Source organism: Streptomyces cyaneochromogenes (assembly GCF_003963535.1).
Classification (GTDB): domain Bacteria; phylum Actinomycetota; class Actinomycetes; order Streptomycetales; family Streptomycetaceae; genus Streptomyces; species Streptomyces shaanxiensis.
Map to the genome: position 1 here is coordinate 3,231,844 of NZ_CP034539.1, position 15,712 is coordinate 3,247,555.

Consider the following 15,712-nt stretch of genomic DNA (forward strand, 5'->3'; position numbering starts at 1 on the left):
GGAGGCGGGCGGCCCGGTGGTCGGAGGCAGACGGCCCCGCAGACGGAGGCGGTCAGCCCCCCCCTCACGGACGGTCACGGGTGGCCGGTCGGCCCGGCGGAACCAGGGCGGACCGCGCCGCAGCCAGCGGGGGTCGGCCCCGTAGCCGGGCGTGGGCGCCGGTGGTCATGGGTGGTCAGAACGGGGGCCACGTGCCGGAGACGATGTCGCGTACCTCCGCGCGCAGGCGTGCCGCCTCCTGGTGGCGGCCGAGCGCGTCCAGGCGGATGGACAGGGTGTTGACGCTGCGGGCCAGGGCCCGGCGGTACTTGTCCGGTTCGGCGGCGAAGAGTTCGCGGTAGAGCACGACCGCCTGGCGGGCCGCGTCCAGCGCCCTCGGTCTGCCTTCGCCGAGCTGGTCCAGGGCCCCGGACCACATCTCCAGGGAGTCCGCCAGGTCGGCGCGGTGCAGGCCCCTCTGCTCGGCCTCCAGCTCGCGGTAGTGGCTCACCGCGTCGGACGCCGCCGACACCGCCTCGGCGGGCCGGCCGAGGGCGCCCAGCCAGAGGGAGAGGTTGCGCTGGGTGCGGGCGAGGGGTTGGCGGAGGTCGACGGCGCCCCCGGCGACCAGTTCCCGGTAGATCGAGACGGCCTCGCGGGCGGGGACCATCGCGCGGTCGATGTGACCCAGGTCCGCGAGGCTGACGGCGAGGCAGTTGAGGCTCTCCGCGTACTTCGGGCGGTGCGTCCCGGGGTGCCGCGCGGCCAGTTCCCGTCGCAGCCTCACGCACTCGGTCATCGTGGTGTGTGCCGTGGCCGTGTGCCCGAGGTGGCGCTCCCAGTACCAGCGCACGTGCAGGCTGCGGGCCAGGTCGGCGCGGGCGTCCGGGTCCGACTCGGCCTGCGCCCGCCGGATGACCTCCGCCTGGACCGCGACCGTCAGGGCGTGCTGGGGAAGGCCGACCTCGCCGTAGCGGTTGGCGAGGCTGCCGAGGCAGACGGCCAGTGCCGAACGGTGCGCCTGCGGATCGTCGACGGTGAGCCGGCCGAACAGGTCCGCCGCCTCGACGGCCGCCTCCAGGGCCGCCTGGTGCAGGCCGGCGCCCCGCAGCACGAGGGACCACAGGTGCAGGCTCTCGGCCAGCCGGGGCCGCTGGTCCGGCCGGGTGTCGGCGAGGCGGCGGCGCAGGGCCACCGCCTCCTCGGCGAACGGCCGCGCCTCCGCCCACCGGTAGGCCTCGGCGAGCCGGCCGGCGAGGCCGTACAGCGCGGACCCCAGGGCCGGCCACGCGCTGTCGGGCCGCTGCTCGGTGAGCGGCCGGAGCAGGTCGATCGCGTGCTGGTGCGCGGCGGCGGCGTCGGCCCGGCGACCCACCGCCGCGAATCGTTCCGCCAGGTCGTCCAGGGCGACGGCGGCCTCGACACCCCGGTCCGGGCCCAGCAGCAGCATGTTGGACACGGCGCGCTCGCGGTCCTCGGGCGAGCCGGCGCTGTCCCTGATCACCTCGCCGAGGAACGCGGCGGCCTCCTGCGCGTAGGCCTCCCCGAAGTCGGCGGGGTTCAGGTGGTCCGGGAAGTCCCGCAGGGCGTAGCGGGGGTTGGCCAGCAGCTCGCGCGGCACACCTATGGCGTAGTTGCGCGGCGTCGACGGATACTCGCCCGGCCAGTCGACGGCGACGGCACGCATGAGTTCCCCACCGGTGATGTACCGGTCCCGGGGTGACCAGCCCCAGCCCTGGGGCCCGGCGTCCGGGCCGCGCCGCAGCAGCCGTACCAGCCAGGTGCCGAACAGCCTGTCCCAGCCGGTGTCATGGGGCACGAGGACGGAGATCTGGCCCGTCCAGCTCGCCGCTCTCAGCTCCATGGACAGCGGCGGATAGCCCCAGTCGGTGCCGCTGTCCGGCGGCCGTACGGTGTCGAGCAGGACGAGTACCTGGTCGGCGCCCGAGGCGGTGGCGAGACGGAAGAGGTCCTCGCCGGTCAGGACGGTGTCCGGTCGTTCGGGATCGCTGTCGCGGAAGGCGAGGTGCGGACCGCCCGTGCCGGGGAGGGCGTACCCGCGGACGTACACCACCAGCGGCCCGTCGTGCCGCCGCGCCGACAGCCGCGCGAGCCGCTCGGTGACGGCCGCGAGGGACGGGTCGGACAGGAACTCCTTCGCGTAGGTGTCGCCGAACGCGGACCCCACCTCGCGGCACAGGTCGGGCGAGTGGTCGAGCGGGGGCAGCTGTTCGTGCTCGTAGCGGGCGACCGAGATCCCGAGGAACCGCCCGGCCGGTCCCGCGCCGCGCACCGGTGCGGCCCGCTCCGGCAGCCGGTACACCTGGCCGCGTGCGCTGCGCAGCAGGACCGGTCCGGGACCGACGTGGACGCGGATCTGCCAGGCCTCCGGCACGGACAGGTCCTCGTCCCGCTCGCGTGAGCCGCCGGCCAGCAGGGTCAGCACACGCGGTGCCGTGTCGGGTACGGGGAGCCCGTAGGTGCCCGGCGGCGCCTCGGTGGCGGCCTCGGGTTCGACCGGCCGCCCGTCGATCTCCAGCTCGTCGCCGACCCGGCGCACGGTGATCAGGATGTCGTCGAGGACGCGGGCGAGATCGCCGAGCCGCCGGGCGGGCAGCGGGGCACGTTCCACGCCGAACGGGAAGCGCCGGGCCGGGAAGCGGGGGCGGGCGGTCTGGGCGAGCTGCCAGCCCGTGGGCGAGTCCCGGACCGCCTGCGGCAGCCGGTCCCAGGCCGAGGCCAGCCACTGCCGAAGGCCGTTCCGGTTCTCCTGGGTGATCGCCTTGAGCGCCGGGGCCAGGGCGTCGTCGATCTCACCGCGCCGTCCGGTCACGGCGAGCCAGGTGACCTGTTCCTCCAGCAGGAGGGCCGGGGAGAGGTCGGCGTGCACGTGACGGATGACGCGCCACAGGGAGTGGACCGGGGCGTCCGGCTGCTGCTGCCGCAGCCATCGCTCCAGGCGACGTTGCAGCCGGTGGCGTTCACCGGTGTCGAAGACGAGGCCGGTGGGCCCCTGGGACCGGACGAGTCCGCTGAACCACAGGTCGGACTCGGTCTCCACGCCGAGCCGCGGGAACAGCTCCAACCGCACCGCCCGGATCAGTTCGGGCTCCACGCGCACCGCCACGCTGAGCGCGGTCGCCAGCTTCTCGACCGCGTCGACGGCCTGTCGGTCGCGTGTCACGGTCACCGCCGGCGCCCCACCAGCGCGGCGACCGTGCTCACCGTCGTCGTCCGGTCCCAGGTGAGGGCGGACAGCAGCGGCGTCAGCTCCGCGGGCACCCGGGCGACCGGGTAGGGCACCAGCGCCAGGACCGTGCACCCGGCCCGGACGATCTCGTGGAACACCTGGTACCACTCGGCGACCGAGGCGCGCCGCGGATGCAGGACGGGCCCGCCGACGCCGAGGTCGGAGACGACCAGGACCCGGGTTCCCGGACTGGGCGGCCGGTACGGCTGCCAGGTGCGCGGGGAGGCCGGGCCCGTGCCCCGGTTCGGCGCGTCGGCGAAGTAGCGGATCTGGGTGAGTTCGGCCCCGACCAGACCGGTGATCCGGCGGGCGAGTTCCTGCTGGTCACGCCGGTACGGCTGCATGCCGTCGCCCCGGTCGACCAGGACCTGCACTCCGAAGCGGAGCGTGGGGCGGGGCGCCCGCGGCAGTCGGGTGAGGGGGATGCCCCGGGCGAAGGCCTCGACGAGGGCGTCGATGTCCGGTTCGCCGTCGTCGCGGACCAAGGTGGTCAGGGCGGCGTTGAGGATCGCCGTGGAGGACCGCTCGGTGAGCAGCGGCTCCAGCGGTGGCCGGGCGGTGAGATGACGGTCGGTCACCTGGTCGAGGAAGGGGACGGCCGTCCAGTCGGTGGGGTCGGGGGCATCGTGGTCGACGGGTTCCAGCACGGGCAGGCCGGCCGGGCGGGGCCGTCCCTCGTACCGGCCCGGGTCGAGGGGCGGTGGCGGTGGTTCGGGAGGGACGGCGGCCGCGCCGGGGAGGCGGGCGGGCGGGAGGAGCGGCGCGTCCTCGGCCTGCGGGACGTGCGCGGGCGGGCCGATCGCCGGATCCGGCCGTGGTCCGGGCGGCGGTGGCCCGTGGCCGAAGCCGAGCATCCGGGCGACCCGGTACTGCCGGACGGGGTCGGCGCCCACCGCGTCCAGGGCTCTGGCCAGGTCGGCCACACAGATCTGGGGGACGTGTGCGCTCACGCCACGTTGTCCTGCTTCAGCAGCGCCATCCGGCGCAGCGTCCGCCAGCGCTCGTCACTGTCCTCGACCCGGATGCCCATCTTGCGGCAGGCGTGGAAGGCGTCCAGGAATTCGGCGGTGCTGGGCTTGCGGTGCGCCCTTCGCTCCGCGTCCTCGCGCAGCCCCTGCACCAGGTCCGCGAGATCCTGGGCGAGGAGCAGGTCGGCATCGGTGAAGGGGCCGTCGTAGGCCTCCACATGGGTGCGGGCGACCTCGACGAGCTCCTCGGGTTCGGGGTGTTCGAGCTTGACGACGAGACAACGCCGCAGGAACGCCTCGGGCAGCTCGCGCTGCTCGTTGGTGGTGATCACCACGAGCGCCTTGGCGTCGTCCTCCGGTTCGATGTCCCGGCCCGTCTGGGAGAGGGTGAAGCGACGCGAACCCAGCGGGACGAGCAGCCCGTTGGGCAGTTCGGGGTCCGCCTTGTCGATCTCGTCGATCAGTACGACGGACTGGGCGCACAGGTCGGTGGAGTCCGTCCTGACGGGCCGTCGTCCACGGGACCGGGGCATCCGGTGGGAACGGGCGCGATGGGTGTGGGCGCGGGCGCAGCGCGGCGCGAACGCCTTCCACAGCACACCGGGTTCCACATACGCGTCGATGGGCTTGAGCCGCTGTGCCTGCGCGTCGGCAAGCCTCAGCACATGGTCGAAGGACCACAGCAGGTCGGGCGCCTGGGTGCGGGAGGTCACCACGTGCTCGTGGTACGCCCAGCCGTTCAGCCAGGCGACATGCGCCGCGAACGACGACTTGCCGGAGCCCGGATCGCCCCGCAGCAGCAGCGGCCGCCCGGTGGCGAGGGCGACGTCGACGGCCAGGTCGAGGTCGCCGCGGACGACGTAGGCCCGGCCGTCGGGGCGGTCCGGGGCGTTGCGCGTGGTGGGTCGCGGCGGGATCGGCTCGGGGGTCACGACGCCTGGTCCTTTCCGTGGCCGTGGTGCCGGTCGCGGATGTGGCCCAGCGCCCGGCTGGTGCGCGCCACCTGCCGCTCGGCGCCGGGCTGCAGCGGGATGTGCAGGGTGCGGGCGGTCTGGACGCCCAGGTCCACTGGATCGGCCTGATCCGTGAGGACGATGACGTTGAGCCAGGAGAACCGCCCGATCAGGGTACGCACCAGCCGCCCGACGACGCCGAGTTCGGTGCCGGCGGGGTCGAGGACGAGGAAGAGCACCTCGCCCTCGATGGGCAGGTCGTTCTCGTCGTCCGACTTCAGCAGCGCGCGCACGGCCGTCAGACAGGCCGCCATGTGCTCCTCGTCCTGTGCCTCGCCCGCCACCAGGGAGACCGCCTGGGCCCAGTAGCCGCCCGAGAAGCAGGAGGCGCGGTGGATGTGCTGTCGGGCCGTGTCGGTCCAGGCGCCGGCCAGGGTGGCGACCACCTGGCCGGCGCCGGGGAGCAGCAGGCGTACGCCGACGGGGTCGATCCAGGTGGGCAGCAGCAGGGTGATGAGTTTGTTCAGCCGGTCCAGCGCGAGGAAGAACTCGACGTCGTTCACGGCCGCCGGCACCTTCTGGGTCGGCACCGGCGCCAGGCACTGGTGCGCGATGTGGCGGCGCTCCTCCGCGGCGGTGGGGAACCGCCAGTCGCCCTCGGCGCCGAGGGTGCCGGCCATGGCCCGCAGCGTGAACCGGTCGGTCACCCCGTCCAGGCAGTGTTCGATCTTGGCCGTCATGGAGCGCATGGCCGAGGTGTCCGCGCACACGCGCAGGCCGCCCAGGCGCTCGACGATCCGGGAGACCACGTCCGCGCCGCCTGTGCCGCCCGTGGCCCCCACGCCGTCCGTGTCATCCGTGTCATCCGTGTCGTCCTGCAGGATGCACTGCAGATCGGCGAGCTGGGATATCTCCGAGCGCCGCAGCTCGCGCGGCGAAAGTCCCTTCAGCAGGACGGGCACGATGGTGAGGGGCGACCCCACCGACTGCCGCCACAGCAGGATGTTGACCTCGCGCTTGAGCCACGACGACGAGAGCCCGTCCCTGTTCACCAGGACGACGGCCACGTCACAGTCGGATATCCATCCGTACAGGACCGACCGCCAGTTCATTCCGGGCGGCAGGTGGTCGTCCACCAGGACTTCCCAGCCGTGGTCCGGCAACCGTTTGATGAGTTCGGCCCGTACCGAATCGGCGTTCGCCTGATCCTCTTCGGTCTCCGCCGAGCTGTGACTGATGAAGGTGATCGCCATCGACCACTGACCGCCCTGTTGCACGTGCCCAGTAGGGACTCAGCCGCCCCTGTAGGACGGAGAGGTTGACAGGTGATCGGGACATAGGTCAACTCGGACATACGTCAACTCGACGCTATGTCGACGAATTGACGGTTGTTCATCTTGTGCTCGGGTGTGCTCGGGTGTGGTCGGGCCGTCTCCCGGAAAGCCTCACGGGAGCAGCGGACCACCGGTCGACGCGGACAGGGGGCAGCGGGGGATGGTGTCGTCCGACAGGGCACGCCCGGTCGTCGCGATCGTCGGCAGTTTCGAGCCCGGCCGCTCGTACACGCCGGAGCTGAAACGGCCCGACGCGGCCCCGGCCGCCTGCCGCGAGCTGGGCCGCCAACTGGCCGCGGCCGGCTACGACCTGGCGGTGTTCTCGGCGAAACCCAAGTACGTCGAGTACGACGTCGTCCAGGGCTACGCCCAGGAGGCCGACGGCGCGGGCACGGTGTTCCTGCATGTGCCCCGGCACCGCGACCACGACTTCGGGCTGCCGCAGGGCAGTGCGGCTCAGGTGCGGCTGGTGCGGGACACCGGGCCGGAGTGGGAGGTCTCCTTCTACCGGACGCTGCTGTCCTGCGACGCGGCGATGCTCGTCGGCGGCGCCCAGTCGACCCGGGTGGCCGGGGTCATCGCCCTGTCACAGCGCATCCCGCTGCTCCCGGTCGCCGCGTTCGGGGGCGGGGCGAGCCAGGTGTGGGCCAACCTGGACAAGGTCCGCAACGACACCACCGACGACGACATCGTCCTGCTCGGGCAGGACTGGCGGGCCGACTCCGCGCGCCGGCTCGTCCAGTGCCTGGACCGGCAGCGAGCGCGCCGTGCGCAGTGGCAGCGCGAGGGCGACCGCAGCGCACGCCGCTCCCTGCTCTCCGCCGGTCTGGGCACGGCCGTGGCCCTGCTGTTGCTGGTGTGCTCCCTGCTGGGCTTCGTCCTCGCGGGCGAGCCCGGCCCGGCGACCGGCCTCAGGCTCGCGGTGCTGGTGGTGACGCCGCTGCTGGCGGCGATGGCCGGCGCCGTGATCCGCAGCTCCTTCGAGACCGCCGACCAGTGGCCGAGGGCCGCGGTAAGGGGTCTGGGGGCCGGGGTCGTCTCCGTCCTGCTCTACGTGGCGTCCCAGCTGCTCACGGTGCCGTCCCTGCTCGACGAGCTGGACGTGCGCAGGCTCCTGTTCTTCACCCTGCCGCTGGGCTTCAGCGCCGGTTTCACCTTCGACCTCGTCTTCGAACGCCTGCGCTCGGGGGCGGCCCCGGATCCCCCCGCCCTGCCCGGCGGGCCTCCCCCGGGCCCCGGCCCGACCGACCGCTCCTACTGAACCGCGGCCGCCACGATCGCCTCCACCACCCGCGGCACCGACCCGGCATGCAGCGACAGGAACAGGTTCGGCTCCACGAGCTCCAGCTCCATCACCCGCGGCTCCCCACCGTCCCCCTCCTCCCCGTCGACGAGGTCCACGCGCGCGTACAGCAGCTCCGCGGCCTCCGGTACGACGGCCAGGGCGCGCTCGGCGACGGCGAGTTCGGCCGGGGTCGGGGTCCAGGGTTCGAGGCCGGGATGCGCGACCTTCCGCTCGTCGTACGGCGTCCCGAGGCTGAGGACGGCCCCCTTGCGGCTGGCGTGCAGCAGGCGCCCGCCGAAGAACTGCAGGGCCCTCTCCCCGGTCACGTCGATGCCCTTCACATAGGGCTGCACCATCGCCGTGAACCCCTCCGCGTGCATGCGCGCGAGCTGCCGTACGGCCGTGTCGTGCTCGTCGGGCGTGTACCGGGCGGCGAACCGGGCGCCCGCGCCGGAGGTGGGCTTGACGACGTACTCGTGGCCGTCCGGGAGATCGGCGGCGGCAGGGGTGTCGCCGGGCGCGACGGCCGTTCATGACCTGCGTCCGTACGGCAGGATCGCCCCATGTCGATCTCCGGAACGGACGCGTACGCCAAGGCACTTCACCTCCCCCCGCTCGTCGAGCGAGCCCTCGCCGCGGCCCGCGCCCACGGCTTCCCCTACTCCTGCCGCCCGGAACAGGGCCGTCTGCTGCACGCCCTGGCCGGCGGTGCCGAGACCCTGATCGGGGAGACGGGCACGGGCTGCGGGGTGGGGCTGGCCTGGCTCGCCGAGGGGGCCCGGGCGGGCGTACGGCTGGTCAGCGTGGAGCGGGATCCGCAGCGGGCCCGGGTCGCCGCCGAGGTGTTCGCCGACCGGCCCGAGGTGGAGGTGCTGTGCGGGGACTGGCGGCGGATCGAGGAGCGGGGGCCGTACGACCTGCTGGTCCTGGACGGGGGCGGCACGGCGAAGACCGAGGACGACTCCCCCGCCGATCCGGCCCGGCTCCTCGCCCCGGCCGGCCGCATCGTGATCGACGACTTCACCCCGGCCACCGACTGGCCACCGTTGCACGAGGGCGCCGTGGACCGGGCCCGGCTGCACTGGCTGCGGCACTCCGCGCTGAAGACGGTCGAGATCCCGCTCGCCGAGGACCTCGCCACGCTGGTGGGCACCAGGCGCCGGATCGCCGGGGCCGAGACCACGTGGCAGGGGTTCGAGCAGGGGCAGGTGGTGCGTGGGGTCGTCAGCCGCATCGAGAGCTTCGGGGTGTTCGTGGACCTCGACGGCACCGAGGGCTTCATCACCGCCCCCGAACTCTCCCGGCACCACTTCGACTCCTTCGACGAGGTGGTCCACGTCGGCCAGGAGATCACGGCCGAGGTCCTCGCCTTCGAGCTGTTCCGGCCCCAGGTACGCCTGTCGCTCGCGGCCCTCGCCCCGGACCCGCTGGCGGAGTTCGCGCGGACCGCGGGGGTGGGCCGGGTCGTCCGCGGCCCCGTGACCAAGGTGGTCCCGTTCGGCGTGTTCGTACGCGTCGCCGAGGGCGTCGAAGGGCTGGTACACCGCGACACCCTCACCGACCGGACCGCCCTCGACGTCGGCGACGAGTTGTCCGTCGAGGTCACCGACATCAATCTTGTACGGCGCCGGGTTGCCCTGACGCCGCTGCCCTGACCGGGGGCGGGGCAGCGGCGCATCAGGGCTCCCGAACCGGGTTACCGCACCGCAGGCTCAACCTCCCGCAGCGGCTGCGACGGTGGCTCCGGCACCGGCCCCGGGTTCGGGTCCGGATAGAACTCCCGAGGCCGTCCCCGCTTGTCCCGCAACCCCGCCAGCAAGCTCCCCGGATACTCCACCGCCCAGTAGCTCACCGTCGCCACCAGGAGCCCGGCCGCGACCACGAACAGCGCCGCCAGCGGGAAGCCCGCCTGGGAGTGGGGCAGGGCGCCGGTGTCGTAGAGGAACAGCATCAGGGGCTCGTGCCAGATGTAGAGGCTGTAGCTGACGAGGCCCACGCCCGTGAGCCATCCCGAGCGCAACAGGGCGTGCCAGCGGGGGCGGGCCGTCGTGCGGACGTGGAGGGTGGCGTAGAGCAGGGCGAACCAGAGGAGGGCGGCCAGGGGGTGGTAGTAGGTGTGCCAGGTGTTCTCCGGTGCGGAGTAGTACGACAGGGCGTACAGGCCTGCCGCCGCCGTCACCGCCATCGCCGTCGCCCGGCGCGCTCCGACCCGGCCTCGCTCCCCCAGTGCCACCAGCAGCACCGCCAGCAGCATCCCCGCCGCGAAACCGCCGAGGCGGGCCTGGGGGCCGAAGTACACGGGCCAGTTGGTGTGCGGGACGCCGAGGGCGTGGTGGGCGACGGCTGTCCAGGCGACCGGGGCCAGGTAGAGCGCGGCGCAGCCCGAGGCGCACAGGGCGACGCGGGCTCGGCGGGTGCGCAGGCGGCGGCACGCGCGGATCGCCAGGGGGCCCACGGCGACCAGGGTGAGGTAGAACGCGATCTCCAGGGAGAGCGACCAGGTCGGGCCCAGGGTGTAGAAGATGCGCTCCTGGTCGAAGACGTGCGTGAACGTGAGGTGTTCCAGCAGGTCGCGCCAGTCGCCGGGGAGGGACGGGTTGCGCAGGGACCAGACGAGGAGCACGGCGAGGAAGTAGAGCGGGAGGATCCTCGTGGCGCGGCGGAAGAGGAAGTCCCTGCCGGGGCGGGTGCGGTCCTCGCCGTCGATCGCCGCTCTGGCGTAGGAGAGCGTCAGCAGGTACGCGGACATGACGAAGAACAGGTCGATGACCTCCAGGGAGATCAGTGCCCCGAGGTAGGGGTTGTCGACCGGCGGGTGGGCGCCCTGGGCGTCGTAGACGTAGTACTGCTGCCAGACGTGGAAGACGACCGTGCTGAGTGCGGCCAGGCCGCGGAAGCCCTGGAGTTCGACGCTGCGAGAGGCGCTGGACGCGCTGGACGCGCTGGACGCGCGGGACGCGCGGGCGCCGCTGGAGGGCTTCGGTGGCTGTGCTGCGGGAGGGCTCGTCACCGGCCGCCCACCGCCTTCGCCGCAGGAGCCGCCGTAGCCGTCGAGGCCGTCGAAGCCGTCGCCGCCGCTCGTGGTGTGACCCGCCAACGCCGGTCCCCCAGCAGCTCCTTGAGGTGCGACTGGCGGGCCACGATGTTCTTGAAGTGGGTGTAGAAGACGGTGGAGATGAGGGCGTGGCGCCAGAACCAGCCGCGCCTGCGGCGCAGTTCGGGCAGGGCCAGCCGGCCCGCGAACGCCGTCTGTACGAAGCCCGCCGACAGCGTGAACGCGAAGGCGAGCAGGCAGGCGGGGGTGGCCCAGTCGATACGGTCCGCTCCTCCGGCCCGCAGTGCCGAGTGGAGGAGGATCGGGAGGATCTGCAGGGAGAGCCAGGGCTGGATCTCGCGCCAGCCCAACAGGACCACGAGTCCTACCTTCTGACGAGGTGTGAAGTTCTGGTGGCGCAGTGCCTGCCCGAGGTGGCGCAGGGACACCTGCAGCCAGCCCTGGGCCCAGCGGGAGCGCTGGTTCCACAGGGGTTTGAGCCGGGTGGGCGCCAGCTCCCGCGAGATCAGCGTCCGGTCGGTGGCGATGCGGGCGCCTTCCCGCAACGCGCGTAGCGTCGAGTCGATGTCCTCCGTCAGCATCGAGCCGTGCATCCGGGTACGGGCCAGCATGTCGGTGCGCCAGAAGCCGTTGGAGCCGCCGAAGATGCCGAAGCCGTACAGGCGGGTCCGGCCCGGGTGGCTGACGGCGTAGATCGCCTCGAACTCGGCGGCCACCTGCCGGGCCACCCAGGAGCTGTCGCCGTTGCGGATCACGCAGTGGCCCTGGACGACGTCGTAGCCGTGGGACAGCCAGTCCCAGGCGTGGCGGAAGGCGTCCGGCGCGGGGTGGTGGTCGGCGTCGAAGATGCCGACGAACTCGCCGCGCACCCGGGTGACGGCGGCGTTGATGTTCTGCGCCTTGGAGGTGCTGCCGGGCACGGGGAGCAGCACCAACCGCCGGTCGCGGCGGGCGATTTCGCGCAGGGTGTCCTCGACCGGCAGGGCATGGGGCGTGTTGTAGGCGAGGACGATCTCCAGGTCGCTCGGGTAGTCCAGGCGCAGGAAGGACTCCACCGTGTCGACGATCGTCGCGGCCTCGTTCGGCAGGTACGCCGCGATCACCGCGCTCGCGGGCGGATACGGCTGCGCGGGCTCCGTGGGCCGGGTGGGCGCGTCGAGCGAGAAGAGGCTTTCGAGGAGGATCAGCGAGGCGGACAGGACCAGTCCGGCCACGACGACCCAGTAGACCCCGGAGGCGATGTCCCAGCCCAGCGCCGCGTACGTCTGCTCGTACAGCGCGAACGGCACGCCCACGCCGATCAGCAGCGCGAGCAGCGGGGAGAGGGCGAGCAGGAGGGGGCGTACGACCTTCCTGGCGCTGCGGCGCGGCGCGGCGGCCGCCCGCATCCACGGCTCGTAGCGGACGGGGCGCAGGTCGCGGTGGCGCAGGGCCTCGGCGACGGCGTCGGCCGCCCTGTCGACCGCACGGCCGTCGGCTCCCGCGAGGGGGAGCCAGCCGACGGCCGGGGTCAGCCGTACGTTCTCGTCGGCGACGACGAACCGGGTGCCGGCCACGGTGGTGGCGAAGTCCTCCAGCGCCCGTCGGGCCGTCTCCTCGTCGACGCCGGGCATGAGGACGAGCAGCCGTCCTTCCTCGTCCCAGCCGAGCCGGTCGTTGCCGTCGCCGAGCCGCTCGGCGACACCGGCGAGGCGCTCGGCGACCTCGCGGCGCACCCGCGCCCCGAACCGTTCCTCCAGCGTGTCCGCCTCGGCCACGGCGACCACCGCGAGAACGCCGTCGCGGCGTCCGGGGCGGCGCAGTTCGCGGTCGAGTTCGTCGTGGAAGTGGGGTGCGGAGTACAGGCCGGTGCGCGGGTCCAGTGCCAGCCGGTCGACGGGGACCGGGACCCGGTGCAGCTTGGCGGCGATCCGGGCCGACAGTTCGACGGGGTCGGCGGCCTCGGGCAGGCAGTCGTCGGCGCCGCTGCGCAACAGACGGGCGACACCGGCGGGTTCACGGTCGGCGGTGACCATGACGAGGGGCAGGACCTGGCTCTGGGGTGCGGTGCGTATCTCCCGTACGACCGCCACGGCCTGGTCGACACCGCCGTGGCCCTCGAGGGCGACGATCGCGTCGGGCGGGGTCCGCTGGACGCTGCGGCCGATGTCGCCGGGGACGGCGTGGGTGACCGCGTAGCCGGTGGATTCGAGGGTGCGGGTGAGCTTTTCGCGTCGGGGGCCGGGGGTGCCGACCGCGAGGACATGGCCTTGGGCCGGCCCGTCGGTGGCCGGCCCCTCGGTCGCCGGCTCGTGGGTCGGCGGCCCGTCGGTCGGCGGGCAGGCCTGAGTGTTCCGGGGCGCGGGTGCGCGCCTCAGTTCGGTGTGCATGTATGTGGGTCCAATCCTGTTCGGATGTGGGGGGAGGACCTGTTGTGTCGCTACCTAGCCTCGCCAGGCGCCGTGTCGCCACACCTGCGGCGGTGTAAAAGCCTGATTGCCTTTACGTGCCCGCGCCAAGGAGATGAGGGGAATCGCGTGACCGAGTGTGAGAGCACCGGGCAGTGTGGAACCGACGCCTAGCGTTCCCCGTCAGGCTCCCAGTCGAGCAACCGCACCTTCGCGACCGTACGGACATGGCGGCGCATCGCGGCGGCCGCCCGACCGGGCCGGCCGGCCTCGATCGCGTCGAGGATGGCCTGGTGCTGAGCCAGGGAGCGGGCGGGGCGGTGGGGCTGGCGGAGGGATTCCGTGCGGCTCTCGGCGATCTGGTCGGCGATCGAGCGCATGAACTCGGCGAGGATGCTGCTGTGCGCGGCCGCGGTGACCGCCGCGTGGAAGAGCCGGTCGCCCTCCACGCCGTGGCGGTTGTCCTCGATCTCCCGCGCCATGTGCGCGAGCGCCGACCGCATCGCGGCGAGGTCCTCCTCCGTGCGGCGCTCGGCGGCCAGTTCGGCGAGCTTGGTCTCCAGGGCCTCGCGCGCCTCCAGCACGTCGGGGAGGCGTCGGCGGCGCTCGACCATCCGCTCCACCGGCTCCACGTCGAGGCTGTCCCGGACGAGATACGTGCCGCCCCCGTGCCGTACCTCCACCAGGCCCTGCACCTCCAGGACCACGATCGCCTGCTTCACGGAGGCCCTGCTGACGCCCAGCCGCTGGGCCAGGTCGCGCTCGGTCGGGAGCCGGTCCCCGGCGCCGAGGCCGCCCTCGGCGACGTAGGCGCGCAGCCGGTCGAGCACCTGCTCGTACAGGCGCTGCTTGGACATGGGGCGCAGGGCGTCGGTCACGGGCTCCCCCTCTCGCCGGGAGCGTAACACCGGGGTGCCGGGTGGCCGAGTGGCCGAGTGGCTCAGCCAATTCGCGCGCGACCCCTTGACGTGGCCTCCCGGCGCGCCCACGCTGTCCAGCCAGCAGGGCCGAATTGGCTCAGCCACTTGGCCACCGCAGTCGTCCTCGCAGTCGTCCTCACAACCGCTCCGGGACCCAGAGACGGGAGCCCGTATGTCCCCCGAACTCATCTCGATCCTCGTCCTCGTCGTGGTGTTCGTCATCGCCACGACCCGCTCGGTCAACATGGGCGCGCTCGCCTTCGCCGCCGCCTTCGGGGTCGGCACGCTCGTCGCCGACCTCGACGCGGACGGCATCTTCGCCGGCTTCCCCGGCGACCTGTTCGTCGTCCTCGTCGGCGTCACGTACCTCTTCGCGATCGCCCGCGCCAACGGCACCACCGACTGGCTGGTGCACGCCGCGATCCGGCTCGTGCGGGGCCGGGTGGCGCTCATCCCCTGGGTGATGTTCGCCCTCACCGGCGCGCTCACCGCGATCGGCGCGGTGAGTCCGGCCGCCGTGGCGATCGTCGCGCCCGTCGCGCTGAGCTTCGCCGCCCGCTACGGGATCAGTCCGCTGCTGATGGGCGCGATGGTGGTGCACGGCGCGCAGGGCGGCGGCTTCTCACCGATCAGCATCTACGGCTCGATCGTCAACGGCATCGTCGAGCGGGAGAAGCTGCCGGGGAACGAGATCACGCTGTTCCTGGCGTCCCTGATCGTCAATGTCGTCATCGCGGGGGTCGTGTTCGTCCTGTTCGGGGGGCTGAAGCTGTGGGCGCAGGGGGCGGTGGGGACTGACGCGAGGCGCGACGCCGGGGGCACCGGCACGAAGGGCGAGTCCCTCCCCGCCGGGGGCACCGGCACGAACGGCGAGCCCCTCCCCTCGGGCGGGAGCGCCCGCGAGGCCGGCACCACCGTCACCCGCCCCTCCCCCACCGCGACCCCGCTCGCCACCGCCCAGCTCACCCCCGCCCGTACCGCCACGCTCCTCTCCCTGGTCGCCCTCGTCCTCGCCGTCCTCGTCCTCGACCTGGACGCCGGTCTGACCGCGATCACCCTGGCCGTGGTCCTGAGCACCGTCTGGCCGGCGGACAGCCGCAAGGCGGTCGGCGAGATCGCCTGGCCGACGGTCCTGCTGATCTGCGGTGTGCTGACGTACGTCGGCGTCCTGGACGAGATGGGCACGATCACCTGGGCCGGTGAGGGCGTCGGCGGCATCGGCGTACCGCTGCTGGCGGCGGTACTGCTCTGCTACATCGGCGCGATCGTCTCGGCGTTCGCCTCGTCCGTCGGCATCATGGGCGCGCTCATCCCGCTCGCCGTGCCGTTCCTGGCGCAGGGAGAGATCGGGGCGGTCGGGATGGTGGCGGCGCTCGCGGTGTCGGCGACCGTCGTGGACGTGAGCCCCTTCTCGACGAACGGCGCGCTGGTGCTGGCCGCGGCACCGGATGTGGACCGCGAGCGTTTCTTCAGGCAGTTGATGGTGTACGGAGGGATCGTGGTGGCGGTGGTGCCCGCGGTGGTGTGGCTGGTGATGGTCGTGCCGGGCTGGGGGTAGACCGGCAGACGTACGACGACCTC

10 protein-coding genes and 1 pseudogene are annotated in these 15,712 nt (G+C 73.2%); 3 read left to right on the plus strand and 8 right to left on the minus strand.

The genetic code is table 11. The features are described from left to right. Window positions 1–175: 175 nt before the first annotated feature. From EJ357_RS14425 to EJ357_RS14440, 4 genes are read right to left on the minus strand one after another with little or no spacing between them, the layout of a single operon-like run. Window positions 176–3,169 (minus strand): tetratricopeptide repeat protein, encoded by a 2,994-nt coding sequence (locus EJ357_RS14425; protein ID WP_126392000.1) that lies wholly within the window; start codon window positions 3,167–3,169, stop codon window positions 176–178. Further along, window positions 3,166–4,179, minus strand: coding sequence for a hypothetical protein (locus EJ357_RS14430; protein WP_126392001.1), 1,014 nt, complete (start codon window positions 4,177–4,179; stop codon window positions 3,166–3,168). The genes EJ357_RS14425 and EJ357_RS14430 overlap by 4 nt, the downstream gene beginning before the upstream one ends. Then, window positions 4,176–5,129, minus strand: coding sequence for an AAA family ATPase (locus EJ357_RS48280; protein ID WP_175647393.1), 954 nt, complete (start codon window positions 5,127–5,129; stop codon window positions 4,176–4,178). Before EJ357_RS48280 ends, EJ357_RS14430 begins: the two co-directional genes overlap by 4 nt. Beyond that, a complete protein-coding gene (locus EJ357_RS14440) occupies window positions 5,126–6,403 on the minus strand; it encodes a toll/interleukin-1 receptor domain-containing protein (RefSeq protein ID WP_126392002.1) in 1,278 nt (425 codons plus the stop codon). Before EJ357_RS14440 ends, EJ357_RS48280 begins: the two co-directional genes overlap by 4 nt. 241 nt (window positions 6,404–6,644) lie before the next feature. Here EJ357_RS14440 and EJ357_RS14445 point away from each other — a divergent pair, with 241 nt between their 5' ends. Next, window positions 6,645–7,745 (plus strand): hypothetical protein, encoded by a 1,101-nt coding sequence (locus EJ357_RS14445; protein WP_126392003.1) that lies wholly within the window; start codon window positions 6,645–6,647, stop codon window positions 7,743–7,745. Here EJ357_RS14445 and EJ357_RS14450 read toward each other — a convergent pair. Continuing rightward, window positions 7,739–8,293: pseudogene (locus tag EJ357_RS14450) on the minus strand (hypothetical protein); the annotation flags it as partial. The gene EJ357_RS14445 and the pseudogene EJ357_RS14450 sit on opposite strands and share 7 nt — an antisense overlap. Before the next feature lie 39 nt (window positions 8,294–8,332). Between EJ357_RS14450 and EJ357_RS50510 the strand changes: the two are divergent. Beyond that, on the plus strand, window positions 8,333–9,424 hold the full coding sequence (locus tag EJ357_RS50510; RefSeq protein WP_126392004.1) for a S1 RNA-binding domain-containing protein: 1,092 nt from the start codon (window positions 8,333–8,335) through the stop codon (window positions 9,422–9,424). Window positions 9,425–9,465: 41 nt separating this feature from the next. On the opposite strand, the gene EJ357_RS14460 is transcribed toward EJ357_RS50510, so the two are convergent. The 3 genes from EJ357_RS14460 to EJ357_RS14470 all read right to left on the minus strand — a co-directional run bounded on the left by EJ357_RS14460 (window position 9,466) and on the right by EJ357_RS14470 (window position 14,089). Next, a complete protein-coding gene (locus EJ357_RS14460; RefSeq protein WP_228473066.1) occupies window positions 9,466–10,866 on the minus strand; it encodes an acyltransferase family protein in 1,401 nt (466 codons plus the stop codon). Then, a complete protein-coding gene (locus tag EJ357_RS14465; protein WP_126392005.1) occupies window positions 10,776–13,193 on the minus strand; it encodes a glycosyltransferase in 2,418 nt (805 codons plus the stop codon). Before EJ357_RS14465 ends, EJ357_RS14460 begins: the two co-directional genes overlap by 91 nt. Before the next feature lie 188 nt (window positions 13,194–13,381). Next, window positions 13,382–14,089, minus strand: a complete 708-nt coding sequence (locus EJ357_RS14470; RefSeq protein WP_126392006.1) for a FadR/GntR family transcriptional regulator — start codon at window positions 14,087–14,089, stop codon at window positions 13,382–13,384. Window positions 14,090–14,303: 214 nt separating this feature from the next. On the opposite strand from EJ357_RS14470, the gene EJ357_RS14475 reads away from it, so the two are divergent. Then, entirely contained in the window at window positions 14,304–15,689 is a 1,386-nt protein-coding gene (locus tag EJ357_RS14475; protein WP_126392007.1) for an SLC13 family permease, read from the plus strand. Window positions 15,690–15,712: the final 23 nt, after the last annotated feature.